The sequence below is a fragment of the Microvirga sp. TS319 genome (assembly GCF_041276405.1).
In the GTDB taxonomy this organism is placed as follows: Bacteria; Pseudomonadota; Alphaproteobacteria; order Rhizobiales; family Beijerinckiaceae; genus Microvirga.
The window spans coordinates 1,857,183-1,883,879 of the sequence record NZ_JBGGGT010000002.1 but is presented as its reverse complement, the minus strand read 5'-3'; the positions used below and the strand labels follow the sequence as shown (position 1 = coordinate 1,883,879).

General features: G+C 63.8%; 27 protein-coding genes and 1 tRNA gene. 1 reads left to right on the top strand and 27 read right to left on the bottom strand.

Going from position 1 to position 26,697, the window contains the following annotated elements:
- Nucleotide 1: 1 nt before the first annotated feature.
- The 27 genes from proS to AB8841_RS18155 all read right to left on the bottom strand — a co-directional run bounded on the left by proS (nt 2) and on the right by AB8841_RS18155 (nt 25,989).
- A complete protein-coding gene (gene proS, locus AB8841_RS18285; RefSeq protein ID WP_370437242.1) occupies nt 2–1,330 on the bottom strand; it encodes a proline--tRNA ligase in 1,329 nt (442 codons plus the stop codon).
- Between the two features lie 652 nt (nt 1,331–1,982).
- Nucleotides 1,983–2,318, bottom strand: coding sequence for a DUF1467 family protein (locus AB8841_RS18280; RefSeq protein ID WP_370437241.1), 336 nt, complete (start codon nt 2,316–2,318; stop codon nt 1,983–1,985).
- A 10-nt stretch (nt 2,319–2,328) separates the two neighbouring features.
- Nucleotides 2,329–2,733, bottom strand: coding sequence for a methylmalonyl-CoA epimerase (gene mce, locus AB8841_RS18275; protein WP_370437240.1), 405 nt, complete (start codon nt 2,731–2,733; stop codon nt 2,329–2,331).
- A gap of 32 nt (nt 2,734–2,765) precedes the next feature.
- Nucleotides 2,766–4,439: a ribonuclease J gene (locus tag AB8841_RS18270; protein ID WP_370437239.1), complete on the bottom strand. Its 1,674-nt coding sequence runs from the start codon at nt 4,437–4,439 to the stop codon at nt 2,766–2,768.
- 28 nt (nt 4,440–4,467) lie between these two features.
- Nucleotides 4,468–5,274 carry a biotin--[acetyl-CoA-carboxylase] ligase gene (locus AB8841_RS18265; RefSeq protein ID WP_370437238.1) on the bottom strand — a complete coding sequence of 269 codons (807 nt, stop codon included), beginning with the start codon at nt 5,272–5,274 and terminating at the stop codon, nt 4,468–4,470.
- Nucleotides 5,274–6,713, bottom strand: a complete 1,440-nt coding sequence (nuoN, locus tag AB8841_RS18260) for an NADH-quinone oxidoreductase subunit NuoN (protein WP_370439303.1) — start codon at nt 6,711–6,713, stop codon at nt 5,274–5,276. The genes AB8841_RS18265 and nuoN overlap by 1 nt, the downstream gene beginning before the upstream one ends.
- 7 nt (nt 6,714–6,720) lie before the next feature.
- Complete coding sequence (locus AB8841_RS18255) at nt 6,721–8,232, bottom strand: NADH-quinone oxidoreductase subunit M (RefSeq protein ID WP_370437237.1); 1,512 nt, start codon at nt 8,230–8,232, stop codon at nt 6,721–6,723.
- Nucleotides 8,232–10,268, bottom strand: a complete 2,037-nt coding sequence (gene nuoL / locus AB8841_RS18250) for an NADH-quinone oxidoreductase subunit L (protein ID WP_370437236.1) — start codon at nt 10,266–10,268, stop codon at nt 8,232–8,234. Before nuoL ends, AB8841_RS18255 begins: the two co-directional genes overlap by 1 nt.
- 24 nt (nt 10,269–10,292) lie before the next feature.
- Nucleotides 10,293–10,601 (bottom strand): NADH-quinone oxidoreductase subunit NuoK, encoded by a 309-nt coding sequence (nuoK, locus tag AB8841_RS18245; protein WP_047187180.1) that lies wholly within the window; start codon nt 10,599–10,601, stop codon nt 10,293–10,295.
- Between the two features lie 11 nt (nt 10,602–10,612).
- On the bottom strand, nt 10,613–11,227 hold the full coding sequence (locus AB8841_RS18240; protein WP_370437235.1) for an NADH-quinone oxidoreductase subunit J: 615 nt from the start codon (nt 11,225–11,227) through the stop codon (nt 10,613–10,615).
- Between the two features lie 240 nt (nt 11,228–11,467).
- Nucleotides 11,468–11,956: an NADH-quinone oxidoreductase subunit NuoI gene (gene nuoI, locus AB8841_RS18235; protein WP_370437234.1), complete on the bottom strand. Its 489-nt coding sequence runs from the start codon at nt 11,954–11,956 to the stop codon at nt 11,468–11,470.
- A 10-nt stretch (nt 11,957–11,966) separates the two neighbouring features.
- A complete protein-coding gene (nuoH, locus tag AB8841_RS18230) occupies nt 11,967–12,992 on the bottom strand; it encodes an NADH-quinone oxidoreductase subunit NuoH (RefSeq protein WP_370437233.1) in 1,026 nt (341 codons plus the stop codon).
- Nucleotides 12,993–13,010: 18 nt separating this feature from the next.
- Nucleotides 13,011–15,089 (bottom strand): NADH-quinone oxidoreductase subunit NuoG, encoded by a 2,079-nt coding sequence (gene nuoG, locus AB8841_RS18225; protein WP_370437232.1) that lies wholly within the window; start codon nt 15,087–15,089, stop codon nt 13,011–13,013.
- An 8-nt stretch (nt 15,090–15,097) separates the two neighbouring features.
- Entirely contained in the window at nt 15,098–16,399 is a 1,302-nt protein-coding gene (gene nuoF, locus AB8841_RS18220; RefSeq protein ID WP_370437231.1) for an NADH-quinone oxidoreductase subunit NuoF, read from the bottom strand.
- A 16-nt stretch (nt 16,400–16,415) separates the two neighbouring features.
- Nucleotides 16,416–17,468, bottom strand: a complete 1,053-nt coding sequence (gene nuoE, locus AB8841_RS18215; RefSeq protein ID WP_370437230.1) for an NADH-quinone oxidoreductase subunit NuoE — start codon at nt 17,466–17,468, stop codon at nt 16,416–16,418.
- 118 nt (nt 17,469–17,586) lie between these two features.
- Nucleotides 17,587–18,777 carry an NADH-quinone oxidoreductase subunit D gene (locus AB8841_RS18210; RefSeq protein WP_370437229.1) on the bottom strand — a complete coding sequence of 397 codons (1,191 nt, stop codon included), beginning with the start codon at nt 18,775–18,777 and terminating at the stop codon, nt 17,587–17,589.
- Nucleotides 18,778–18,795: 18 nt separating this feature from the next.
- Nucleotides 18,796–19,398 carry an NADH-quinone oxidoreductase subunit C gene (locus AB8841_RS18205; protein ID WP_370437228.1) on the bottom strand — a complete coding sequence of 201 codons (603 nt, stop codon included), beginning with the start codon at nt 19,396–19,398 and terminating at the stop codon, nt 18,796–18,798.
- A 15-nt stretch (nt 19,399–19,413) separates the two neighbouring features.
- Nucleotides 19,414–19,998 (bottom strand): NADH-quinone oxidoreductase subunit B family protein, encoded by a 585-nt coding sequence (locus AB8841_RS18200; RefSeq protein ID WP_370437227.1) that lies wholly within the window; start codon nt 19,996–19,998, stop codon nt 19,414–19,416.
- On the bottom strand, nt 19,989–20,354 hold the full coding sequence (locus AB8841_RS18195) for an NADH-quinone oxidoreductase subunit A (RefSeq protein WP_370437226.1): 366 nt from the start codon (nt 20,352–20,354) through the stop codon (nt 19,989–19,991). Before AB8841_RS18195 ends, AB8841_RS18200 begins: the two co-directional genes overlap by 10 nt.
- Before the next feature lie 176 nt (nt 20,355–20,530).
- On the bottom strand, nt 20,531–20,956 hold the full coding sequence (locus tag AB8841_RS18190) for a low affinity iron permease family protein (RefSeq protein WP_370437225.1): 426 nt from the start codon (nt 20,954–20,956) through the stop codon (nt 20,531–20,533).
- Nucleotides 20,957–21,143: 187 nt separating this feature from the next.
- Nucleotides 21,144–21,220: transfer RNA gene (locus AB8841_RS18185), tRNA-Asp, on the bottom strand.
- A gap of 421 nt (nt 21,221–21,641) precedes the next feature.
- Nucleotides 21,642–22,136 (bottom strand): MerR family transcriptional regulator, encoded by a 495-nt coding sequence (locus AB8841_RS18180; protein ID WP_370439302.1) that lies wholly within the window; start codon nt 22,134–22,136, stop codon nt 21,642–21,644.
- A 22-nt stretch (nt 22,137–22,158) separates the two neighbouring features.
- The gene (locus AB8841_RS18175; protein ID WP_047187169.1) at nt 22,159–22,470 is read right to left on the bottom strand and encodes an integration host factor subunit alpha; all 312 of its coding nucleotides are present in this window, start codon (nt 22,468–22,470) and stop codon (nt 22,159–22,161) included.
- A 128-nt stretch (nt 22,471–22,598) separates the two neighbouring features.
- Nucleotides 22,599–23,576, bottom strand: a complete 978-nt coding sequence (locus AB8841_RS18170; protein ID WP_370437224.1) for a beta-ketoacyl-ACP synthase III — start codon at nt 23,574–23,576, stop codon at nt 22,599–22,601.
- A gap of 13 nt (nt 23,577–23,589) precedes the next feature.
- Nucleotides 23,590–24,624 carry a phosphate acyltransferase PlsX gene (gene plsX / locus AB8841_RS18165; protein ID WP_370437223.1) on the bottom strand — a complete coding sequence of 345 codons (1,035 nt, stop codon included), beginning with the start codon at nt 24,622–24,624 and terminating at the stop codon, nt 23,590–23,592.
- Between the two features lie 307 nt (nt 24,625–24,931).
- Nucleotides 24,932–25,447: a DUF177 domain-containing protein gene (locus AB8841_RS18160; protein WP_370437222.1), complete on the bottom strand. Its 516-nt coding sequence runs from the start codon at nt 25,445–25,447 to the stop codon at nt 24,932–24,934.
- Entirely contained in the window at nt 25,444–25,989 is a 546-nt protein-coding gene (locus AB8841_RS18155) for a ubiquinol-cytochrome C chaperone family protein (RefSeq protein WP_370437221.1), read from the bottom strand. Before AB8841_RS18155 ends, AB8841_RS18160 begins: the two co-directional genes overlap by 4 nt.
- A gap of 103 nt (nt 25,990–26,092) precedes the next feature.
- Here AB8841_RS18155 and AB8841_RS18150 point away from each other — a divergent pair, with 103 nt between their 5' ends.
- Nucleotides 26,093–26,548 (top strand): outer membrane protein assembly factor BamE, encoded by a 456-nt coding sequence (locus tag AB8841_RS18150; RefSeq protein ID WP_370437220.1) that lies wholly within the window; start codon nt 26,093–26,095, stop codon nt 26,546–26,548.
- The last annotated feature ends 149 nt before the right edge of the window (nt 26,549–26,697 follow it).

Genomic DNA, 26,697 nt, shown 5'->3' with positions numbered 1-26,697 from the left:
CTTATTTATGCGCCGTCAGCCGGGTGACCACCTCGTCGACCGACAAAAGCGCACGCTCGCCGGTCGCACGATTCTTCAGCTCCACCTTGCCTTCGGCGAGGCTCTTCGGCCCGATCAGCACCTGCCACGGAACGCCGATGAGATCGGCGGTGGCGAATTTGCCGCCGGGACGCTCGTCGCGATCGTCATAGAGCACGTCGCGGCCGGCTGCGGAAAGCTCGCGGTAAAGGCGCTCGCTCGCCGCGTCGGTGCCGGAATCCCCTACTTTCAGGTTGAGGATCGCCACGTCGAACGGAGCCACGGCCTCGGGCCAGATGATGCCGTTTTCGTCGTGGCTCGCCTCGATGATGGCGGCGATCAGACGGCTCGGGCCGATGCCATAGGAGCCCATATGGACCGGCTTCTCCTGCCCGTCGGGTCCCATGACCTTCGCGCCCATCGGCTCGGAATACTTGGTTCCGAAATAGAAGATATGGCCGACCTCGATACCGCGGGCCGACATCTTCCTGTCGGCCGGAACGGCGTCGAAGGCCGTGGCGTCGTGCATTTCCGACGTCGCCGCATAGAGCGACGTCCACTTGTCGACGGTGCTCTGCAGACCGGCGACGTCGTCGAAATTCGTGTCCGCCGACGGGGTCTCGTAATCCAGGTAATCGGCGTGGCAGAACACCTCGCTCTCGCCGGTGGCGGCGAGAATGATGAACTCGTGGCTCAGGTTGCCGCCGATGGGACCGGTGTCGGCGCGCATCGGGATCGCCTTGAGGCCCATGCGGGCGAAGGTGCGAAGATAGGCCACGAACATCTTGTTGTAGGAATGGACCGCGCCCTGCTGGTCCAGGTCGAAGGAATAGGCGTCCTTCATCAGGAACTCGCGGGACCGCATCACGCCGAAGCGCGGGCGCACCTCGTCACGGAACTTCCACTGGATATGGTAGAGGTTCAGGGGCAGGTCCTTGTAGGAGCGCACATAGCCCCGGAAAATCTCCGTGATCATCTCCTCGTTGGTGGGTCCGAAGAGCATGTCGCGCTCGTGCCGGTCCTGGATGCGCAGCATCTCCTTGCCATAGGCATCGTAGCGGCCCGATTCCCGCCAGAGATCGGCCGACTGGATGGTCGGCATCAGCAGCTCGATGGCGCCGGAGCGGTTCTGCTCCTCGCGGACGATGGCATTGATCTTGTTGAGCACTTTCAGGCCGAGCGGCAGCCAGGCATAGATGCCCGCGGCCTCCTGGCGGATCATGCCGGCGCGCAGCATCAGGCGGTGGGAGACGATCTCCGCCTCTTTCGGCGTCTCGCGGAGAATGGGGAGGAAATAGCGGCTCAAACGCATAGGACGCCTTCAGTCTCGATCAAGAATGGAACGGTGAGTCACGACTCGGTTTCAGCACACAACACAGGCTACGGCGAAAAGACAAGGTGCCATCCATCCCAGTGGCCTGCGACGCAATGGATTAGACCAAAGATCAATACAATAAGTGCCGTAAAATGCATCAGGGCATGCCCAAAAATAGTGACACCGTTAGGGAAGCCAACTATAAAACAATCGCAACGTCTCAGACCTTCAAATAGGCAGAGGCTGCGGTCCGAGTTTCGGGAGGAACGCGATCCCCAAGCGCCGGTTCAGGCGCTGGTGCTAAAAAGCCAGGGGTCAGAACAACGCCAAAAGGCAGTTGAGCAAGGCGAAAGCCTTGCTTTTTTCTTTTATCGCCCCGTTCTCGCACGTTCTCCCGGCCGTGCCCTGTCTCATGCCGGCCCCGGGGCCGATGCTCGCGGGGCGAGCGGAGCGAGAACCCGGGATCCATCTCCGCCAACGAGGCCGGAAGAGGCTGCAAGGCGCGGGGTGCCTCTCCCCACCCGATCACGGATATGGGTACTCGCCTGCACAGGATGCCGGACCGTGGGGCTGCAGCCACGATGGGAAACGGCCATGGCCTCCTGCGGCCATGGCAACGAATCCGTAGGACGAACTTCGAAGGAAACCCTCAGAGCCCCGCGAGCGGAAAGACCGCCGCTGCAAAGATCAGGACGACGGCCGACACCAGGCTCGTCCAGATTGCCTTCTCCTGGAGCCCATGGGCGGTCGGGGCACCCGGCTCCGTACCGGCCACGATATCCCCGCTCTCGGCCTGGCTGCGCACGCCGAAGGGGAGGATCGCGAAGAGCAGGATCCACCAGATCACGAAGTAGAGCGCGATGCCCCCGCTCAGGCGCAGATCGAAACCGGCGACCACGATGGCAACGGCGACGCCCGTGACGACGAGCACGACGGCCAGGGTGGACCAGAGGGTGGAGGCAAGGGCCTTGATCAATCTTGTCAACAGCTTGTCCTCAGGCTTGTTCGAGTTCGATGAGGGTTCCGTTGAAATCCTTGGGATGCAGGAAAAGCACCGGCTTTCCGTGAGCTCCGATCTTCGGCTCGCCTGAACCCAGCACCCTGGCCCCGGAATTCACAAGCTGGTCCCTCGCGGCTAGGATATCCTCCACCTCGTAGCAGATGTGGTGGATACCGCCATCCGGATTTCTCTCCAGGAATCGGCCAATGGGGGAGTCACCACCAAGGGGCTCCAGAAGCTCGATCTTGGTGTTCGGCAGAGACACGAAGACAACCGTGACGCCATGCTCCTCCAGGGCGTCGGGCTCCGACACCTGCGCCCCCAGCGTGTCGCGGTAGAGCCGCGATGCCGCCGCGATATCGCGGACGGCAATGGCGACGTGGTTCAACCGGCCCAGCATGATGTCTCCCTCAAGGATAAGAACGTGCCCTCTTATACTTCGATGACGAGCACATGGCAGGCGGGCTTCTTGCCCCATTCCTGATTGACCGCGGCGCGCACGGCCCGATGGACGGCGTTCTCGACGGCTTCGGGATCGCGGCGCTTGGCCTTGGACAGGCTATCGAGGAGATCCGCCACCGCATCGGCGACGATGTCGGTCAGATCGCGGCCCTGCCGGTTCTTCTCGGGCAGCCCCATCACGTCCACCACCGGATCGCCGGCGATTTCGCCGCGGTCGTCGAGCGCGATGGCGACCGTCACGATGCCCGCGAACGCGAGCTTCCGGCGCTCCGGGATCGCCCGCTCGCCTGCCGGGATGACAATGTTGCCATCCTTGTAGACGCGTCCGGCGGGTACGGTATCGATGATCTCGGCCTTGCCGGGCGCGAGGCGCACGAGAGTGCCGTTCTTCGCCCGCACTACCTCCGGCACGCCCTGCTGGCGCGCGAATTTGGCATGTTCGGCAAGATGAAGCGGCTCGCCATGGGCCGGAACCGCGATGCGCGGCTTCGTCCACTCGTACATCTTCGCCAGCTCGCCCCTGCGGGGATGGCCGGAGACGTGCACCAGCTCCGTGCGGTCCGTCACGACCTCGACGCCCTGCTCAATGAGGCTGTTGATGATGGAGCCGATACCCTTCTCGTTGCCGGGAATGGCGCGGGACGAGAAGATCACCCTGTCCCCGGCCGTGAGCGAAATGTCGGGATGCTCGCCGGATGCGATGCGGGCAAGAGCCGCACGGGGTTCGCCCTGCGAACCCGTGAGGATGGCGACGACCTTGTCCCGCGGCATGTAGCCGAAATTCTCGGCGGAGCGGAATTCAGGCAGGTTGTCGAGATAGCCGCACTCCTTCGCGACCTCCACCACGCGGTCCATGGCCCGGCCGACCACGACGACCTCGCGATCGCACTCCCTTGCCGCTTCCGCTACCGAGCGGATTCGGGCGACGTTCGACGCGAAGGTGGTGACGGCGACACGATGCGGCGCATCCTTGATGAGCGTGGCGAGATTTCTCGCCACATCCGCCTCGCTCGGGCTCTCGCCCTCCCGCACCACATTGGTGGAATCGCACACGAGGGCGAGAACGCCCTCCTCGCCCAGCTTGCGGAAGGCTTCCTCGGACGTGAGGCTCCCGAGATAGGGAGTCGGATCGAGCTTCCAGTCGCCCGTATGGACCACCAACCCCTGAGGAGTACGGATCGCGAGAGCATTGGATTCGGGAATCGAATGCGCCACCGGCACGTACTCGATGTCGAAGGGACCGAGATTCAGGCGCTGCCCGGGAGCGATCTCATTGAGGTCGACCTTCGGCGCATCGGCCTCGGACAGCCGGCGGGTCTCGAGAAGCCCGATGGCGAATTTCGTGGCATAGACGGGCGCGCGCAGGCGCGGCCACATCTCCACGAGGGCACCGATATGGTCTTCATGCGCATGGGTGATGAAGATCCCGAGAAGGTTGTGCCGCTCCTCTTCGATGAAGCGCAGGTCCGGATAGACGAGGTCGATCCCCGGCAGCTGTTCCTCGCCGCCGAATCCCATGCCGCAATCGACGAGGATCCATTGCCGGTTCGCCTCGGAGCCGAAGCCGTAAAGGGCGGCATTCATGCCGATTTCGCCGAGTCCGCCGAGAGGCAGAAAAACCAATTCGTCCTGGGAGGATGCCATTCTTGATCAAGACCTTGTCATGCCAGCGCTAAGGTCTGGCTATATCGTGCAGCAAATGAGGAAAATAAAGATCGCCGGCATCGATGAGCTCTGCGCCTGAGACGGTTTTCAGCTGCAGGCGTCCGAACCGGTCGAGCCCTTCGAAGACACCGCGCTTCTCTCCGGCGGGAAGGCGAAGCGTCACCTCCCGCCCGATCCCGGCCGCCCGCTCCAGCCACAGCCGACGGATCGGCCCGAAGGGATCGGCGGCGTTCAGGCGCGCTGCATTGCGCCATGCGGCGAAGGTTTGCGCGAAGGAAGCGGAGAGTGCCCGGAACATGTCGGCACGCGTCAGGCCAAGCCTCGCGGTCTGCAGGGCCAGGGCCGGGTACGGCGTGCCGGTCGGGGCGAAAGCCACGTTCACGCCGAAGCCGATAACGATCGCAAGCGGGCCATTGCCCGCAAGCCTGTGCCCCTCGAGGAGAAGGCCCGACACCTTGGCCCCGTCGAGCAGAAGATCGTTCGGCCACTTGAGGGAGAGGCGCGGAGCGCCGACCCCCGTGACCGCCTCGACGGCCTCGTGCAGGGCAAGGCCCGCGACGAAGCCGAGCTGTGGGGCGTGCTGCGGCTCGCAAGGATCGATCAGCAGGAGGCTGGCGTAGAGATTGCCCTGGGGGGATGACCATTGGCGGCCGTGCCGCCCCCTGCCCGCGCGCTGCTCCGCCGAAACGATCCAGAGCGGCCCCGGATCGCCGGAGCGCGCCGCCTGGAGCGCATCGTCATTGGTCGAGTCCGTCGCCTCGATCGAGATGAGCCGGTAACCGGCGGCCTCGGCTGCGTGCGACAGATCCACCATCAGAACAGGGAGCGCGCGGCCGTGCCGGCTGCCGCGACCAGCGGAGCCGGAACGATGCCGAAGAGCACGACGAAGACGCTGGACAGGCCGAGGACCAGCCTTACGCCCGCCGGCATGGAATCGTACGCTGCCCCCGGCTCGTCGAAATACATCACCTTCACGATGCGCAGGTAATAGTACGCGCCCACCACGCTGGTCACGACGCCGATGATGGCGAGCGCGACGAGGTTGGCGTTGATCGCGGCGGTGAACACCGCGAACTTGGCGAAGAACCCGGCCAGCGGCGGAATGCCCGCGAGAGAGAACATGATCATCGCGAGACAGAAGGCGAGGACCGGATGGGTGCGGGCGAGGCCCGACAGGTCTTCGACGTTCTCGTACATCACGTTGCCGCGACGCATCCCCAGGATGACCGCGAAGGCGCCGAGCGTCATGGCGAGATAGATCGCCATATAGACGGCGACGCCCTGGACGCCCTCGACCGTACCGGCCGCCAGGCCGATCAACGCGTAGCCGACGTTGCCGATGGAGGAATAGGCCATCAGGCGCTTGAGGTTCCGCTGGCCGATCGCCGCGAAGGAGCCCAGCGCCATGGACGCGATGGCAATGAACACGATGATCTGCTGCCACTGGCCGACGATGTTCGGGAACGCATCGATGAAGACGCGAATGGCCATGGCCATGCCGGCCATCTTGGGGGCGGCGGAGAAGAAGGCGGTCACCGGCGTCGGCGAGCCCTCGTATACGTCGGGGGTCCACATGTGGAACGGCACGGCCGAGATCTTGAAAGCGATACCGGCCGCGATGAACACGATGCCCACGATGGCGCCGATGCCCACCTGACCCTGGAGGATCCCCGCGATGGCCGGGAAGGACACGTTTCCGGTGAAGCCGTAAACCAGCGATGCGCCATAGAGCAGCATGCCGGAGGACAGGGAGCCCAGCACGAAATACTTCAGGCCGGCTTCCGTCGAGCGGACGTTGTCGCGATCGAAGGCCGCGATCACGTAGGACGAAAGGCTCAGCAGCTCAAGGCCGAGATAGAGCGCGATCAAGTCGTTGGCCGAGATCACCATCAGCATGCCGAGCGTCGAGAGCACGATCAGGATCGGGTACTCGAACCGGCTGATGCCCTCGCGGCGCATGTAATCCATCGAAAGGATCACGCCGCCTGCGGAGGCGATGAGCGTCAGGGCCTTCATGAACTTGGCGAAGCTGTCGATCACGAAGGAACCGTACATGGTTTCGACGCGCTCGCCGGGCAGCATCAGGACGGCCACGAACGTGACCGCCAGTAGCGCGAGGGCGATGAGGTTCATGCCCTCGCCGGAGCGCTCGCCGCGAATGGCGCCGAACAGGACCAGGACGAGAGCGCCCGCTGCCAGGATGATCTCCGGCAGCACGGGGCCGAAAGCGGGAAGGGTGAGGACGGGGTTCATCATGACCTCAGTGTGCGGAGAGAGCCGCCGTTTTAACGGTGGAGAGCGCTGCCTGGACGCTCTGCATGAGCGCATCCGTCGGCACGGCGAAGGTGTCGAGGATCGGGCCGGGCTGCACACCGTAATAGATGATCAGCAGCACCAGCGGCACGAAGGTGATGATCTCGCGGCGGTTCAGATCCGTGATGGTCTGGAGCGCGGGCTTGTCGAGCTCTCCGTAGACCACGCGGCGATAGAGCCAGAGCGCGTAGGCCGCCGAGAGGATCACGCCCGTCGTGGCGAAGAAAGCCACCCAGGTGTTGGACCGGAACGTGCCCATGAGGGTCAGGAACTCGCCGATGAAGCCCGAGGTGCCGGGAAGCGCCACGTTCGCCATGGTGAGGATCAGGAACACCACCGCATACATGGGCATCCGGTTCACGAGGCCGCCATAGGCCTTGATCTCGCGGGTATGCATCCGGTCGTAGATCACGCCGACGCAGAGGAAGAGCGCGCCGGAGACCAGGCCGTGGGAGATCATGGTGAACATCGCGCCCTGGATGCCCTGCTCGTTCATGCTGAACAGGCCCATGGTCACGAAGCCCATATGCGCCACCGAGGAATAGGCGATGAGCTTCTTGATGTCCTCCTGCATCAGGGCGACGAGCGAGGTGTAGATGATGGCGATGACCGAGAGGGCGAAGACGAGCGGCGCGAAGTACACGGAGGCATCCGGGAACATGGGCAGCGAGACACGGATGAAGCCGTATCCGCCCATCTTCAGGAGCACGCCCGCCAGGATCACCGAGCCCGCCGTCGGCGCTTCCACGTGCGCGTCGGGCAACCAGGTATGGACCGGCCACATCGGCATCTTCACGGCGAAGGACGCGAAGAAGGCGAGCCACAGCCAGATCTGGAGGTTGTAGGGGAACTTGAACGCGAGCAGCGTCGGGATGTCCGTGGTACCCGCCTGCCAGTACATGGCCATGATGGCGAGCAGCATCAGCACCGAGCCGAGCAGCGTATAGAGGAAGAACTTGAAGCTCGCGTAGATGCGGCGCTTGCCGCCCCAGATGCCGATGATGAGGAACATCGGAATGAGGCCAGCCTCGAAGAACAGGTAGAAGAGCACGAGGTCGAGCGCGCAGAACACGCCGATCATCGTCGTCTCGAGGACGAGGAACGCGACGTAATATTCCTTCACGCGATGCCCGATGGAGTCCCACGAAGCCAGGATGCAGAACGGCATCAGGAACGTGGTGAGCAGGATGAGCGGGATGGAGAAGCCGTCCACGCCGAGCTTGAAGCGGATCGTGTCCGTCAGCCAGACGTGGCTCTCGACCAGCTGGAAGCTGGCCGTCGCCGTGTCGAACCGGCCCCACGCGACGAGCGACAGGATGAAGGTTGCCAGCGTCGTGGCGAGAGCGGCCCAACGGGCGTTGGAGCGCGCCGCTTCGCTGTCGCCGCGGAGCGTGAGGATGAACGCCGCACCGACCAGCGGCAGGATGAGAAGGCCGGAGAGGATGCCGAAGCCGAGCATTAGTGGGCTCCCCTGAAGAGATAGAAGGTCACGAGAGCCGCAACGCCGATCAGCATTGCGAAGGCGTAGTGATAGACGTAGCCGGACTGGAGGCGCACGGCGCCGCGCGTCACGTCGAGCACGCGGGCCGAGATGCCGTCAGGCCCGAGCCCGTCGATGATCCGCTGATCGCCCGTCCGCCAGAAGAAGCGGCCGATGGCCATGGCGGGACGCACGAAGATGGCGTCGTACAGCTCGTCGAAATACCACTTGTTGAGCAGGAAGCGGTACAGGATCGGATGATCCGTTGCGATCTGCACGGGCTTCTTGGTGTCGACGATGTACATGTACACGGCGAGCAGGAAACCGACGATCATCATCACGGTGGGCAGGAGCGGAACCCAGCCCGGGATGTGATGCATCTCTTCCAGGATGTTGTTGTCGGGGCGGGTGAACAGAGCGCCCTTCCAGAACTCCTGATAGCCGTGGCCGAGGAAGGCGTCGCGGAACACGAAGCCGGCAACGACCGCCCCGATGGCGAGCACGATGAGCGGCAGCAGCATTACGAGCGGGCTCTCATGGGGCATGTGAACCCCGTGGTGGCCGTGCCCGTGATCGGCCTGGGTGGCGGCCTCCACGTCGCGGCCGCGCTCGTCGTGCTCGGCCCCCTCGTGGTCGGAAGGCGCATGATGATGGTGCGGGTCGGCCCAGCGCGCATTGCCCTCGAAGGTCATGAAGAACAGGCGCCAGGAGTAGAACGAGGTCATCAGGGCAGCGACGACGGTCGCCAGGAAGGCGAAGGAGCCTGCCGAGCTGTGGGAGGCGTAGGCAGCCTCGATGATCGCGTCCTTGGAGTAGTAGCCGGCGGTGAACGGGAAGCCGGTGAGCGCCAGCGTGCCGATCGCCATCATGGCCGTGGTGAGCGGGATGTAGCGGCGCAGCGCGCCCATGTTCCGCATGTCCTGCTCATGGTGCATGGCATGAATGACCGAGCCCGCGCCCAAGAACAGGAGCGCCTTGAAGAAGGCATGCGTGAACAGGTGGAAGACACCCGCGCCGTAGGCGCCGACGCCGAGCGCCACGAACATATAGCCGAGCTGCGAGCAGGTCGAATACGCGATCACGCGCTTGATGTCATTCTGCACCAGGCCGACCGTCGCGGCGAAGAAGGCCGTGATGCCGCCGACAACCGTGACGACGGTCAGGGCATTGGGGGCATACTCGAAGAGCGGCGACAGACGCGCGACCATGAACACGCCCGCGGTCACCATGGTGGCGGCGTGGATCAGCGCGGAGACCGGGGTCGGGCCTTCCATCGCGTCCGGCAGCCAGGTGTGCAGCAGGAACTGCGCCGACTTGCCCATGGCGCCCATGAAGAGAAGCAGGCAGGCGATCGTCAGGGCATGCCACTCGATGCCGAGGAAGTGGAACCGGGCCTCGGCGAACTCGGCCACGCGCGGGAAGATGGAGTCGAAGGTGACGCCGTTGAACAGCACGAAGACCGTGAAGATGCCGAGCAGGAAGCCGAAATCGCCGACACGGTTGACGATGAAGGCCTTCATGGCGGCGGCGTTGGCGGAGTCCTTCTTGTACCAGAAGCCGATGAGCAGGTAGCTCGCCAGGCCGACGCCTTCCCAGCCGAAGAACATCTGCACCAGGTTGTCCGCCGTCACCAGCATGAGCATGGCGAAGGTGAAGAGCGACAGATAGGCGAAGAAGCGCGAACGGTGCGGATCCTCGTGCATGTAGCCGATGGAATAAAGGTGCACGAGCGCCGACACGGTGTTGACCACCACCAGCATCATGGCGGTGAGCGTATCGATACGGAATGCCCAGTCGACCTGGAGGTCGCCGACCGACATCCACTGGCCGATCTGGACGCGGATCATCGGCTCGTCGCCGAATCCCACATGGATGAAGGACACCCAGGAGAGGACCGCCGCCACGGCGAGGAGCGCCGTGGTGATGATCTCGGACGGCCGGGCGCCGATGACGCGGCCGAGGAGGCCTGCGATGAGGAAGCCGACGAGCGGCAGGAAAACGATTGCGTGATACATGTTCGTCTACTTTGCCGTGCGGGCTTAGCCCTTCATCATATTGACGTCTTCAACCGCGATCGAGCCGCGGTTGCGGAAGAAGACCACCAGAATGGCAAGGCCGATGGCTGCCTCGGCCGCCGCGACCGTCAGGATCAGCAGGGCGAAGACCTGGCCGACGATGTCGTTCAGGTGAGTCGAGAAGGCCACCATGTTGATGTTCACCGAGAGCAGGATCAGCTCGATGGACATCAGGATGACGATGACGTTCTTCCGGTTGATGAAGATTCCGAACACACCGAGCGTGAAGAGCACGGCGGCGACGGTGAGATAATGGCCCAATCCGATAACCATCGCGTGTCTCCTTAGATACCCTGGCGGAAGGGGACCTTCCGCACCTGGACGGCCGTTTCCTGAGTCCGGGCGTTCTGCATCGAGATGTTCTGGCGGCGCACCCCGACACGCTCGCGAAGCGTGAGCACGATGGCGCCGATCATGGCCACGAGCAGGATCAGACCGGCGGTCTGGAAGAAATAGAAGTAGCGGGTGTAGAGCACATGCCCCAGCGCCTCGGTGTTGGTCATCACGTCGGCGGCCGGGATCGGAACCGCGGGCGCGCGGATCAGGCCCGGATCGATCACGTAGGCGCTCACGACAAAGATGAGCTCGATCAGCAGCACGATGCCGATCAGCGCTCCGAAGGGCAGGTATTGCAGGAAGCCCTGGCGCAGCGCAGCAAAATCCACGTCGAGCATCATGACGACGAAGAGGAAGAGCACCGCGACCGCTCCCACATAGACGATCACCAGGATCATCGCGAGGAACTCGGCCCCCATCATCACGAACAGCCCCGCCGCATTGACGAAGGCCAGGATGAGGAAGAGCACCGACTGCACGGGATTGCGGGAGGCGATCACCATGAAACCGGAAGCGATCGTAATGGTCGCGAACAGATAGAAGAAGGCGGCGGTAACCGTCATGCTCAAACACAAGCCGCCTCGAGTGCGGCCCCTTCCGACGTAGCCAGGAACTCCCGACGGGAATCCGATGGCCTGTCTATAAATTCCGAATCCGGAGGGAACAACCCGCCGGACATGCATGCCCCCTGCCCTTTGCCGGGCAGGAATTCCGGAGCCGGCCCGCTTCGCGGGACCAGCTCGTGATTTTTGCGAGGCATAGTCCGCCGTGGACCGGGATCCACGCCGCGGACGATGCTCCACTTACCGATAGGGCGCGGTCTTCGCGATGTTCTTCGCGATTTCACGCTCCCAACGCTCCCCGTTCGCGAGAAGCTTGGCCTTGTCGTAGAGAAGCTCCTCGCGGGTTTCCACGGAGAACTCGAAATTGGGCCCCTCAACGATGGCGTCCACCGGGCAGGCCTCCTGGCACATGCCGCAATAGATGCACTTCACCATGTCGATGTCGTAGCGCGTCGTCCGGCGGGTGCCATCGTTGCGGCGGGGGCCGGCCTCGATGGTGATGGCCTGGGCGGGGCAGATCGCCTCGCAGAGCTTGCAGGCGATGCAACGCTCTTCCCCGTTGGGGTAGCGGCGCAGCGCGTGCTCGCCACGGAAACGCGGCCCGCGATGGCCCATCTCGAAGGGATAGTTGAGCGTGGCCTTCGGCTTGACGAAGTACTTCGCCGTCAGGATGAAGCCCGCCACGAACTCCTTCAGAAGAAGGGCGTTGAAGAACTGACCGATCTTCATGTCGATCTCCTTAGCGCATGCCCGGCGCAGTGCCGGTGATCATCAGCACGGCCGCCACGATGACCACCATGGCGAGCGAGAGCGGAAGGAAGACCTTCCAGCCCAGGCGCATGAGCTGATCGTAGCGGTAGCGGGGCACCAGGGCCTTCACCATGGCGATGAGGAAGAAGAGGAAGCTCGCCTTGAGCACGAACCAGATCACGCCCGGCACCCAGGTAAAGGGCGCGAAGGGGATCGGGGACAGCCAGCCGCCGAGGAACAGGATGGTGCCGAGCGCGCACATGGTCATGATGGCCACGTATTCGCCGAGCATGAACAGCAGGTACGGGGTGGAGGAATATTCCACCATGTAGCCGGCCACCAGCTCGGATTCGGCCTCGGGCAGGTCGAAGGGCGGGCGGTTGGTCTCGGCCATGGCCGAGATGAAGAACACCACGAACATCGGGAAGAGCGGCAGCCAGTACCAGCCGAGGATGCCTGCCCGCGTGTTCTGCGACTCGACGATCTGCGACAGGTTCAGGGTGCCGGCGCACATCAGCACGGTCACGATGACGAAGCCGATGGAGACCTCGTAGGACACCATCTGGGCGGCCGAGCGGAGCGCGCCCAGGAACGGGTATTTCGAGTTCGAGGCCCACCCGCCCATGATGACGCCGTAGACGCCAAGCGACGAGATCGCGAAGATGTAGAGAATGCCCACGTTGATGTCGGCGATCGCCCAACCCGCGTTGAGCGGAATGACCGCCCAGGCCGCGAGCGAGAGGGTGCACATCACCAGCGGAGCCAGGAGGAACATGCCCTTGTTGGCGGGCGCCGGGATCACCGGCTCCTTCAGCACGAACTTGAGAAGGTCCGCGAAGGATTGGAGCAGGCCCCATGGGCCGACCACGTTCGGACCGCGCCGCAGCTGAACCGCAGCCCAGACCTTGCGGTCGGCATAGAGCGCATAGGCGATGAAGACGAGAAGCGCCACCAGCATGAGCACGCTCTTGCCCAGCATGATCGCGACGGCGAGGAGGATATCTCCAAATTCCATGGTTCTTTCTCTCCTCTCTTACTCGGCCGCTTCGAGCTTCAGCTCGCGGGCGAGCGCCGAGCACTCGGCCATGACGCCGGACGCGCGGGCGATCGGGTTCGTCAAATAGAAGTCCGTCACCGCGCTCGCGAAAGCCTCTCGGGCGGGGGTGCCGCCGAGGCCGGCAAGCGCCTGGACGGCGGCAGCGCCGTCGGCCGGACGAACGGTATCGATGGCCGCGAAATGCGGATGAGCGACATAGAGCTTGGCCCGCAGCACATTCAGCGAGTCGAATGGGAGGCGATGGCCCAGCACGTCCGACAGGGCGCGCAGGATCGCCCAGTCCTCGCGGGCCTCGCCCGGCGCGAAGGCCGCGCGATTGGCCATCTGCACCCGGCCCTCGGTGTTGACGTAGGTGCCGGATTTTTCCGTGTAGGTCGCTGCCGGCAGGATGACGTCGGCGCGGTGAGCGCCACGGTCGCCGTGGGTGCCCTGATAGATCACGAAAGCGCCGGGAGCGATCTCGATCTCGTCGGCGCCGAGGTTGAACAGCACGTCCACGCCGCCTTCGGCCATCTGCCGGGCGGTCAGGCCGCCCTCGCCCGGCACGAGGCCGAGATCGAGCGCACCGACGCGCGAGGCTGCGGTGTGCAGAACCGAGAAGCCGTTCCAGCCATCCTTCACGGCGCCCACGTCCTGGGCGAGCTTCGCGACGGCGGAGAGGACGGAAAGGCCGTCCGGACGCGCCAGCGCCCCCTGCCCCACGATGATCAGCGGACGCTCGGCCCCGCGTAGCTTCTCGATGAAGCTGTGGCGGCCGGAGGCCAGCTCGGCCAGGGTCTCGGGACCCGCGCCGAGGTACTCGTAAGGATAGGTCAGGTCGGCATGCTCGCCGATCAGGGCGATCGGCGGAGGTCCGGCGCGCCAGCGCTTGCGGATGCGCACGTTGACGAGCGAAGCCTCGAAACGCGGGTTGGAGCCCACGATCAGGATCGCGTCGGCATTCTCGATGCCGGGAATCGTCGTGTTGAACAGGTAGGAGCCCCGGCCATGGGCCGGCGACAGCACCGTGCCGTCCTGACGGGCATCGACGTTCGTCACGCCGAGGCTCTCCATGAGCAGCTTCAGGGCGAACATCTCCTCGACGGCGGCCAGATCACCGACGATGGCGCCGATCTTCTTGGCGTGCGTGCCCTTCACCCGGGCCGCGATGGTCGCGAAGGCCTCCTGCCAGGAAGCCGGGCGAAGGCGGCCGTTCTCGCGCACGAACGGACGGTCGAGGCGCTGCAGCCGCAGGCCGTCGACGACCTGACGGGTCTTGTCGGAGATCCACTCCTCGTTCACCGCCTCGTTCACGCGGGGCAGGATGCGCATGACCTCACGGCCGCGGGAATCCACGCGAATCGACGAGCCAACCGCATCCATCACATCGATGGAATCGGTCTTGGTGAGTTCCCACGGACGGTAGTGGAAGGATTCCGGCTTGTGGGTGAGAGCCCCCACCGGACAGAGATCCGCGATGTTGGCCTGGAGTTCGGAGCCGAGCGCCTTTTCGAGATAGCTCGTGATCTCCATGTCCTCGCCGCGCCACAGGGCGCCCATGTCGGGCACGCCCGCCACCTCGGCGGTGAAGCGCACGCAACGGGTGCAGTGAATGCAGCGGTTCATGGAGGTCCGCACGAGCGGGCCGAGATACTTGTCGGCCACCGCGCGCTTGTTCTCATGGAAGCGGCTGGTGTCGACGCCGTAGGCCATGGCCTGGTCCTGCAGGTCGCACTGTCCACCCTGGTCGCAGATCGGGCAGTCGAGCGGGTGGTTGATCAGGAGGAACTCCATCACCCCCTCGCGCGCCTTCTTCACGGTCGGCGACTTGGTCGAGATTTCCGGCGGCTCGCCGTTCGGGCCCGGGCGGCAGTCGCGCACGCCCCAGGCGCAGGACGCCACCGGCTTCGGCGCGCCCTTCACCTCGACGAGGCACATGCGGCAATTGCCGGCGATCGAGAGCCGTTCGTGGTAGCAGAAGCGCGGAACCTCGGCTCCCGCAGCCTCGGCAGCCTGAAGCAGCGTGTACTCGGCGGGGACGTCGACCTCGACGCCATCAACGATGATTTTAGCCATCTTCACTCTCACTCCGCCGCGATCATGACGGATTCTGAATGCGGGTTCGCCGCGTAGTCGTCGATCCGCTTCTCGATCTCGTGACGGAAGTGCCGGATCAGACCCTGGACCGGCCAGGCAGCCGCGTCGCCGAGCGCGCAGATGGTATGGCCCTCGATCTGGGTCGAGACTTCGAGCAGCATGTCGATTTCGCGCTTCTGGGCGCGGCCCTCGGCCATACGGTTGAGCACGCGCCACATCCAGCCGGTGCCCTCGCGGCACGGGGTGCACTGGCCGCAGCTCTCGTGCTTGTAGAAATACGAGATCCGGGCGATGGCGCGAACGATGTCGGTGGACTTGTCCATGACGATCACGGCCGCGGTGCCGAGACCGGACTTCAGGTTGCGCAGCGTGTCGAAATCCATCGGCGCGTCGATGATCTGCTCGGCCGGAACGACCGGAACGGACGAACCGCCCGGAATCACGCCGAGCAGGTTGTCCCAGCCGCCGCGGATGCCGCCGCAATGGCGGTCGATCAGCTCCCGGAACGTGAGGCCCATGGCCTCTTCCACGTTGCAGGGCTTGTTCACGTGGCCCGACACGCAGAAGAGCTTGGTGCCGACGTTGTTCGGCCGGCCGATGCTCGAGAACCAGGATGCGCCGCGCCGCAGGATCGTGCCCGCGACCGCGATCGACTCCACGTTGTTCACCGTCGTCGGGCAGCCGTAGAGGCCCATATTAGCCGGGAACGGCGGCTTCAGGCGGGGCATGCCCTTCTTGCCTTCCAGGCTTTCGATGAGAGCCGTCTCCTCGCCGCAGATGTAGGCGCCTGCGCCGTGGTGGACGTAGAGGTCGAAGGGGTAGCCGTGGACGTTGTCCTTGCCGATGAGACCGGCCTCATAGGCCTCGTCCACCGCGCGCTGGAGCGCGTGACGCTCAGCGACGTACTCGCCGCGGATATAGATGTAGGCCGCGTGCGCGCCCATCGCGAAGGAAGCGATGAGGCAGCCCTCGACGAGAAGATGCGGGTCGTTCCGCATGATCTCGCGGTCCTTGCAGGTCCCGGGCTCCGACTCGTCGGCATTGACGACGAGGTAGTGCGGACGCCCGTCCGACTGCTTGGGCATGAACGACCATTTCAGGCCCGTGGGGAAGCCCGCGCCGCCGCGGCCCCGCAGCCCCGATGCCTTCATCTCGTCGATGATCCAGTCGCGGCCCTTCTCCAGAAGGAACTTCGTTCCGTCCCATGCGCCGCGCATCTTCGCAGCCTGGAGGCCCGGCGAATGGAAGCCGTAGAGGTTGGTGAAAATGCGATCCTTATCCTGAAGCATCTTAAGCTCACTCCCCTCAGGACGTCTTGTTGTCTTTGTCGACGACCACGCCCGGCTTGCTCTCGCTGCCGTCGCGGCGCGCCTCGGACTGGGCCGGAGGCGTACCGGCATTCGGTGTCGTGGGGCTTGTCGGCACGGCGCCCTTGCCGGGCGAGGCCACATAGGACTTGCTGCTCTGAGGAGCGGGCTCCGCCCCCTTTTGCGTTTGCGCGCCGCCCATTGTGGCCTTCGACGGATCGGCGGCCTCCTTCCGGTCGACCGGCTTCACGGGAACCTCGCCGTCCTTCGCGCGCTTGGCCGGCGTATCGGCCGCATCGCTCTCGATCGGGCGGCCCGCAGGAGGCTTCGCGGCCTTGGCGTCCTGGGGTATCGATGCGGTCGCGGCAGCAGCCTCGCCGGTCGCTGCGGGCTGGGCCTGCTCCTCGAAGCGCTTGCGCCAGGCGCCGACCTGGGATCCGTCGTACAGCGAAGGATCCTGCAACGTGTTGACGGCCTCGAACGGCTCGGAGGTCACGCGCCCGATCTGGGAGCCCGTCTTGACGGGCCGGCCGGCGGCGAGGTCGTCGAGCAGCTTCTCGAAGTTCTCCGTCGTCAGGTCCTCGTAATAATCGTCGTTGATCTGCACCATCGGGGCGTTGCAGCAGGCGCCCAGGCACTCGACCTCGAGCCAGGAGAATTTGCCGTCGGCGGTGACATGGTTCTGGTCGCCGATGCGCTTCTCGAGCACCTTCTTGATGTCGCCCGCGCCGCGCAGCACGCAGGGCGTGGTGCCGCAGAACTGGATGAAGTATTTTCCGACCGGCTCAAGGTTGAACATCGTGTAGAAGGTCACCACCTCCATCACACGGATGATCGGCATGTCGAGGCGCGCGGCAACGGCCTCGATGGCTTTCCGGGGCAGCCAGCCACCGGCCTGCTCCTGCGCCTTCCCGAGAAGCGCGATCACCGCCGAGGCCTCACGACCGGGCGGATACTTGGCGATCTGCTGCTGGGCGAAAGCTTCCGTCTCGGACGAGAGCACGAAGCTCTCAGGCTGCATTTCTTCAGGCGCGAGCTTACGAACGGCCATTTTGACTCTTCTCCTCATCGTCATGGCCGAGCGCGAGCCCGGCCATTCACGACTTGAACTCTTCGATCACGCCTTCAAACAGCGTGTTCCGGGCCCGGCAGCGAGCCCGGATCGTTTCTTACCGGTCCACTTCACCGAACACGATGTCGATCGAACCGAGAATGCCTGCGACGTCGGCCAGCATGTGGCCGCGGCACATGAAATCCATGCCCTGAAGGTGGGCGAAGCCCGGAGCGCGCACGTGGCAGCGATACGGCTTGTTGGTGCCGTCCGAAACCAGGTACACGCCGAACTCTCCCTTCGGAGCCTCCACGGCCGCATAGACCTCGCCGGCGGGGACGTGGAAGCCTTCCGTGTAGAGCTTGAAGTGGTGGATCAGCGCTTCCATGGAGCGCTTCATGTCCTTGCGCGCGGGCGGGGCGACCTTGCCGTCGAGCGTATTGACCGGCCCCTGCCCGTCCGGAGCGCGCAGCTTGTCCAGGCACTGACGCATGATGCGCACGCTCTGGCGCATCTCCTCCATGCGGATCACCTGGCGGTCGTAATTGTCGCCGTTGAGACCCACGGGGATATCGAACTCCATCTCCTCGTAGCACTCGTAGGGTTGCGACTTGCGCAGGTCCCAGGCCACGCCGCAGCTGCGCACAAGCACACCGGAGAAGCCCCACTTCCAGCAATCGTCGAGGGTGAGCGTGCCGATATCCACGTTGCGCTGCTTGAAGATCCGGCTGCCCATGACGAGGATGTCGAGGTCGTCCAGCACCTTCAGGAACGGATCGCAGAAGGCCTCGATATCGTCGATCAGCTCGGGCTGGATGTCCATGTTCACGCCGCCCGGCCGGAAGTAGTTGGCGTGCATGCGCGACCCGGAGATGCGCTCGTAGAAGATCATGAGCTTCTCGCGCTCCTCGAAGCCCCAGAGAGGCGGCGTGAGCGCGCCGACGTCCATCGCCTGCGTGGTCACGTTGAGGAGGTGCGACAGCAGACGGCCGATCTCTGAGAACAGGACGCGGATCAGCTGCGCGCGACGCGGAACCTCGATCCCGAGGAGTTTTTCCGTCGCGAGGCAGAAGGCGTGTTCCTGGTTCATCGGCGCGACGTAGTCGAGCCGGTCGAAATAGGGATTGGCCTGAACGTAGGTCTTGTACTCGATCAGCTTCTCGGTGCCGCGATGGAGCAGGCCGATATGCGGGTCCACGCGCTCGACCAGCTCGCCGTCGAGCTCCAGAACGAGACGGAGCACGCCGTGCGCGGCCGGGTGCTGGGGACCGAAGTTGATCGTGAAGTTGCGGATATTATGCTCGCCCATGGGTCGCCCTTTCCGCCTTTAAGCCTTGGCCTTCTCATCGCCGGGCAGCACGTAGTCCGTGCCCTCCCAGGGAGAGAGGAAGTCGAAGTTGCGGAATTCCTGGCTAAGCTTCACCGGCTCATAGACCACGCGCCCCTGGCCGTCGTCGTAGCGAACCTCGACATAGCCGGTGAGCGGGAAGTCCTTGCGGAGCGGATGTCCCTCGAAGCCGTAATCGGTGAGAAGCCGGCGCAGGTCCGGATGGCCCGAGAACAGGACGCCGTAGAGATCGTAGGTCTCGCGCTCGAACCAGTTGGCGGCCGGGAAGAGCCCGATGATCGAGGGGACCGGGGTCACCTCGTCCGTCTCCACCTTCACCCGGATGCGGCGGTTATGGTGGGGCGCCAGGAAATGATAGACCACGTCGAAGCGCTTCTCGCGGGCCGGATAATCCGCGCCGCAGATATCGATGAAGCAGACGAAACGGCACTGCGGGTCGTCCCGCAGGAACGTCACGACCCGCCCGATCTCCTCGAGACGGGCAACGAGCGTCAACTCGTTGAAAGCGATCGCGCGATCCTCGATCGCCTCGCCGAGGGACGAGGCGATGTGATCGCTCAGGGCTTGGAGCTCAGCACTCATGAAGATGACCTTTGCTCAGCGCTCGATGGTGCCGGTGCGGCGGATCTTCTTCTGGAGAAGAAGCACGCCATAGAGGAGCGCCTCCGCGGTCGGAGGACAGCCAGGCACGTAGATGTCGACCGGAACGATGCGGTCGCAGCCGCGAACCACCGAATAGGAATAGTGATAGTAGCCGCCGCCATTGGCGCAGGAGCCCATGGAGATGACGTAACGCGGCTCGGGCATCTGGTCATAGACCTTGCGGAGCGCGGGCGCCATCTTGTTGGTGAGCGTGCCGGCGACGATCATCACGTCCGACTGGCGCGGCGAGGCGCGCGGCGCGAAGCCGAAGCGCTCGACGTCGTAGCGCGGCATGGACATCTGCATCATCTCGACGGCGCAGCACGCCAACCCGAAGGTCATCCACATGAGCGAACCGGTGCGCGCCCACTTGACGAGCTCCTCGGACGAAGCGACGAGAAACCCCTTGTCGGACAGCTCGTCGTTGATGGAGACGAAGTAGGGATCTGTCGAGCCCACCGGCTTGCCGGTGTTCGGGTCGAGGATACCCCGGGGGGCGGGAGCCACCAGGGTGGACTGGTTGTCGGAGATCAATCCCATTCCAGGGCCCCTTTCTTCCACTCATAGACGAAGCCGATGGTCAGGACGCCGAGGAAGAGCATCATCGAGAGAAAGCCGAACCAGCCAAGGTTCCCGAACACGATGGCCCAGGGGAACAGGAAGGCTACCTCCAGGTCGAAAATGATGAAGAGAATAGCGACCAGATAGAAGCGCACGTCGAATTTCATGCGTGCGTCATCGAAGGCATTGAACCCGCACTCGTAAGCGGAAAGCTTCTCCGAATCGGGCTTACTGTAGGCGACGATGAACGGCGCCACGAGCAGCGCCACTCCGATCAGGAGCGACACGCCGATGAAGATCACGAGAGGCAGGTAGTCGGCGAGGAGATTCGTCATACGACACCCAGAAGAAACGAAGCACGGCCGGGTCGGCCGGCGGCATGCCACGCATTTAAGCCACAGAAAGGCCCGAAGGAAGGTCCTGCGACAAACGGCGGTTTGTGGCCGGAGGCTTAACCGAGTTCCCCTGCCCTGACAAGTGTTTGGGCTGCCCGAAAAAGAACCATTCCAAACTATGATGTTGCCTGCTCGGCCGCATGGGCAGCCCTGCGGTTGGCCTTCTCCTCCGCTCGATTTGCGGCGCTGTCCGCCTTGGCTTTGGCCTCGCATTTGGCCCGAATCTCGTCCAGCTCCTCTTGCGTCAGGTGCTCGATGCCGATGAAGACGTTCTGAGCCGCGCTGGCCCGGATCAACTCGTCGAGCTTGGCCTGGATCGCGGCTCCGTCCCGGTTCTGGGTGTTCTGGATCAGGAACACCATCAGGAAGGTCACGATCGTGGTGCCGGTATTCACCACCAGCTGCCACGTATCCGAGAAGCCGAAGAGCGGGCCGGACACAGCCCAGACGAAAATGACCAAGAGACTGAGCGCGAAGGTCACGGGTCGCCCGGAGACCTGCGCCACCCAGTTGGAGAAGCTGGTAAAAATCCTCGAGACCATCGACACAACCCTACAGCACGCCCGTCGGGCTCTCGTGCAGGCGGCAGAAGAGCCGGGAACTCTGTGGGAAATGCACAAGATCTAAAAAAGTGCCACGCTTCGCGCGCATGCGGCAATCGAACCGCCGACACTCGCCCCGGGTGGACGGCTGCCTCAAGCAGCTAAATCGATGTAGGGAGAGAGAAAGTGGCGCGGGCGACGGGGCTCGAACCCGCGACCTCCGGCGTGACAGGCCGGCACTCTAACCGACTGAGCTACGCCCGCGCATTGGACCGCCGAAGCGGTGTGTGGGTGCTTTAAGGGCCGCCCTGTTCCCTGTCAAGCGGTTCCCTGCAGGTGTTTTCAGATCGACCTCAAAAACCTTCGCGGCGCAGCTGCGCGGTCTTCCCGTAGCGCATCGTGCGAAAGAGGGGCCCCGGTTTTCGCAAGAACGATGCGCTCTTTCCAGGAAGGGTGCATCGGACCCAAAGGTGGAGTTCATTCGTCACGTCCGATCCTCTAGCGCATCGTGCGGACCCAGCGGGTCGCGCCAGTGAAAAGTGGCCCCGGTTTTCACGACCGTGGCCCTTCGGGTCCGCACGATGCGCCATTCAAGGAGTGGAGCATCGGATTGGATCCCAAAAGCGGGTCCACTTTTCACGTCCGATGCTCTAGGATAAAATTCAACCTGGAGAGATGCGAGATCCTATTCGGATGCAATCGTTTCAGCAGGTGTTTTGAGGGAACGGAGCACCCGATCGCACTCGATCAGCTCTTCCAGGGCCGCCTGTAGCCTGCGCAGCGATTCTTCAGGCAGGCCCGCTTCGGCCAGAACGGCTTCGGATTCGCCGTAGGACGGTTCGGCGAGGACCTCGTCGTCGCTCCCGACAGGCTCGCCTGGGTCGGAGCCGGACGGGGACACGCTCTCCTCGCCCCGGCCGATGGCCTGGACGAACCGTACGCCCTCCGCCTTGAGGATGCGCTGCACGCCCCTGATCGTATAGCCTTCGCCGTAGAGGAGATGTCGGATCCCCTTGAGGAGATCCACGTCGTCGGGGCGGTAGTAGCGGCGGCCGCCGCCGCGCTTCAGGGGTTTGATGTGGCTGAAGCGGGTTTCCCAGAAGCGCAGCACATGCTGCGGAACGTCGAGATCCTCTGCCACCTCGCTGATGGTGCGGAACGCGTCCGGGCTCTTGTCCATGGCACCACCGGCCATCTGGGCCTCAGTCCTCGCCCTCGACGGTCTCGCCGTTGATATAGGCTTTCAGGACGTTGGAAGGCTTGAACACCATGACACGGCGCGGATCGATGGGAACTTCGACGCCGGTCTTTGGATTGCGGCCGACGCGTTCGCCCTTGCTGCGCACGACGAACGAGCCGAACGAGGACAGCTTGACGGTTTCGCCGGCGGCCAGGCTGTCACAGATCTCTGCCAGGACCCGCTCGACCAGTTCGGCCGATTCGGTCCTCGAAAGGCCTACCTTCTGGTAGACGGCCTCGCTCAGATCCGCTCTCGTCACAGTTTTGCCAGCCATTGAGCTCCCCGGGCCAGAATGAGTTCTTTGGTCTTTCAATCAGTTAAGACGCTATGCAGATGGCTTCGTATGGTCAACCTTAGACTTGCCGTCAAGGGATTCCCATATAGACTGAGTGGCCTATATTCCTACCACCGTATGAGCGCGCTGCCCCATGTGAAGCCGCCGCCGATCGCCTCGATCATGACGAGGTCGCCATCCTTGATCCGTCCGTCCTTGCGGGCCACGTCGAGGGCCAGCGGGATCGAGGCGGCCGAGGTATTGCCGTGCCGATCGACGGTGATCACCACTTTGTCGGGTGCGATCCCGAGCTTCTCGGCGCTCGCGCTGATGATGCGCCTGTTCGCCTGATGCGGCACGAACCATTTCAGTTCCTCGGGGGTCGTGCCGCTGGCCTTGAAGGCGTCCTGCACCACGTCGGCGACCATGCCTACGGCGAACTTGAACACCTCGCGGCCTTCCATTTTCAGGACTCCGGTAGTCTTGGTGGAACCCGGCCCTCCGTCGACATAGAGCTTCTCGCGGTAGCGGCCGTCCGAGCGCAGATGCGAGGTCAGGACCCCGCGGTCGGCGGGCGCTCCCTCCCCCTCCTGCGCTTCCAGCACAAGCGCGCCGGCGCCGTCCCCGAAGAGCACGCAGGTGGTCCTGTCGGTCCAGTCGAGGATCCGCGAGAAGGTCTCGGCGCCGATCACGAGGGCGCGCTTGTGCGAGCCCGATTGCAGGAACTTGTCGGCGGTGGCGACGGCGTAAACGAATCCGGTGCAGACCGCCTGCAGGTCGAAAGCTGCGCCGTGGGTGATTCCAAGGCCGTTCTGGATCATCGTCGCCGTGGACGGGAAGGTATGATCCGGTGTCGAGGTTGCACAGACGATCAGGTCGATATCCTGCGCGTCGAGCCCTGCATCGGCGAGCGCCGCCTCGGCGGCCTTGATGCCGAGAACCGACGTGGTTTCGCTGTCATCGGCGATATAGCGCTGCTCGATGCCCGTGCGCTGCACGATCCAGTCGTGCGTGGTGTCCACGATCTTCTCGAGGTCCTGATTGGTCAGCTTACGTTTGGGCAGGTAGGAGCCGACCCCGCGCACAACGGAACGGATGCGTTTCAAGATACTACTTTCCTCAGGCCTCGTGCCCGACCGGACCATGCTCAAGCATGCCCCGGATGGTCTTCATCAATTCAAAATGCGCCATGTCGTAGGCCACGTCGATGGCACTGGCGAAGCCCAGATCGTCCGTGCCGCCGTGACTCTTCACGACCACCCCCTCGAGGCCCAGAAAGAGACCGCCATTGACCTTGCGCGGGTCCATCTTGTCCCTGAGAGCGTTAAAGGCCTGTTTCGCAAACAGATAACCGATCTTGGCCATCAGAGTGCGGCTCATGGCCGAGCGGAGATACTGGCCGATCTGCTTGGCCGTTCCCTCGGCGGTCTTCAAGGCGATATTGCCCGTAAACCCCTCGGTGACGACCACGTCCACCGTCCCCCTCCCGATATCGTCGCCTTCCACGAAGCCGCGATACTCGAGATAGGGAGCGTCCATCTCCCTGAGAATCCGGCCGGCTTCCTTGACGGCCTCGATCCCCTTGATTTCCTCTGTGCCGACATTGAGCAGGCCCACGGTCGGCCGCTCCAGGTCGAACACGATCCGCGCCATGGCGGCGCCCATGATGGCCATGTCCACCAGGTGCCCCGCATCCGCCCCAATGGTAGCGCCGACGTCAAGCACGATGCTCTCGCCGCGCATGGTCGGCCACATGGCGGCGATCGCCGGACGCTCGATATGGGCCATGGTCTTCAGGCAGATCTTGGCCGTGGCCATCAGGGCGCCGGTGTTGCCGGCGGAGACGGCGGCGTCCGCCTCTCCGTCCCGAACCGCCTGGACGGCCTTCCACATGGAGGACTTGCCGCGCCCCATGCGGATCGCCTGGCTCGGCTTGTCGTCCATTCCGATGGAGATCTCGGTATGGCGAAGCTCGGTCGCAGCCTTGAGCCTGGGATGGGCATTCAGAAGCGGCGCGATCAGTGCCTCGTTGCCGAACATGAGAAAGCGGATATCGGGATGACGCTCGAGGGCCAGGGCCGCACCAGGGATGACGATCGACGGGCCGTGGTCCCCCCCCATCGCATCGAGCGAAATACGCACTGGCTTCGACATAACCGCTTATTCTTTCTTTCGGCTTGGACAGGGGGCGGAAAATACCTTTTTGCGACAGCATCGCAACCGAATTCTAGATCATCGAACGCAAAAGTGGGAACCGGTCTTACGTGAAAAGATGCTCAAAAACAGAGGCTTAGAGCATCGGATCCAAAAGGGGATTCCACTTTTGGGATTAATTCGATGCTCACACTATCGACTAGGGCATCGGATGCGGGTTCGATGTCACGTCCGATACTGTAGAGCCTCGACAGAGGTGGCCACGGGAGCCACGCCCCCGCAAGTCATTGATCCGGAACGCTTCCGCTTACTCGTCAGCCTTGAGCTTGCCAAGGGCCGCGAAGGGCGAATCCTTGGCGTCGCCCGGGTCGCGATAATCGAAATCCACTCCGGGCTTACGCGGGTAGGGATCGAGGCCGAGCGCCAGGAACTCGGCGGTCAGCGCCCCCAGATCGATCTGGCCGTTGATGATCTCATCCGGCGGTTCGTATTCGTTGATATCGGTCGGCGGCTCGGCCGGCATCCCGGAGGGTTCCGCGAAATCCACCTCGACCTCCTCCTCGATATCCGAATCGAAAGGGTCGAGGGTGACGACGCAGACCTGCGTGATGGACGCTTTGACGACCCCGGTGACGTGGATGCCCTTGGCGGTGTTGTCGAGCTTGAAGTCGCCGGAGAGCGCCCGGATGCCCGGCATCCCGAAATCCTTGGCGAGGGCGTCCCTCTCCTCGGCGCTCGCCTCCACGTGGATCTCCTGCCCGCGCGGCGGGATGTTCATGACGTCCACAAGGCGCGACAAGGGACCAACGGTTTCAGGGGTCATCGGCTTCCCTCCTCTGAGAAGGCCTCGGGCGCCGGGAAGGCGGGACCGGATTCGAGTAACATCTCCAGCGTGACGGCTTTAAGGCTCGCGTCCGCTGCCAAGGCATAACGCGCGAGCCCCGCGGCAGGTGCATCGCCACCGAGGGCATTCCGTCCCAGGGCCTCGGCCAGCTCGGCCGCGTTGCCGGCGTTGAGGGCCGGATCATAGGCCTGAGCCCTGCCGTAGAAGGCGGCGGCCACCTTCTTCATGCGTTTGGGCACGACCGTGTCGCCGACACCCATCTCTCGCAGGGAGGCGTCCATGTCCCGGAAAAAGGCATCCGTGAGGTCCTTCGCCACGTCGTCGGCAGGAGGCGGAAGCCCCCTCAAGGCCCGCAGGGCGAGGATCATGTGCAGCGAGAGGGATTCGAAGCGCCCCTCGAGACTGTCCGGGATGCCGAGTGCCGCATAGAGCCCCGGAACGCGGGAGGCATCGGCGATTCTCGCATAGAGAGCCGCGATGGCCGTGCGCCGGGGATCCTTGCGGAAGAGACTGAAGATCACAGCCTTTTCCCTTCCAAGCTTGTCAAAATCGAAACCTCGGGTTACGCCATCACGATCCATAGGCGCAAGCTCATCCGCGCCGCATTCCTGGAAGAACCGTACAATGCGTCGATATCATCCTCTTTTGGTACGCTTGGCTACTGCGACTTTCCTGGCCACCTCGGTTGCGGCCTGCACGATGGGTGAGGAATTTGCCCGCGGATATCAGCTCGACGAGAACGCCGTGAACCAGGTGAAGAAGGGCATGAGCGCCGACCAGGTGCTCCAGACCCTCGGCACCCCCTCGACCGTGTCCACCGTCGGCAACAAGAGCTGGTACTATATCAGCCAGAAGTCGCGCCGTACGTTCCAGTTCATGAGCGAGACGGTCGTGGACCAGCGGGTCACCGCCGTCTATTTCGACGGGAATCTGCGCGTGGAGCGTGTTGGCCTCTACGGCATTCAGGACGGCAAGGTCTTCGATTTCATCAGCCGCACCACCCCGTCCGGCGGCGCAGAAACGAGCTTCCTCGGCCAGATCCTCAAGGGCACGAACAGCTTCAACCCGTTCGGAACCTAGAGCATCGGACGTGAAAAGTGGATTTGCACTTTTGGGATTGCATCCGATGCTCCTTCCTTAGATGAGCGCATCGTTCTGGCGAAAAACCGTGGCCATTTTTTCGCACGATGCGCTGAGACGGGAAATCCTATCCAACAGAAGGCCGGGTC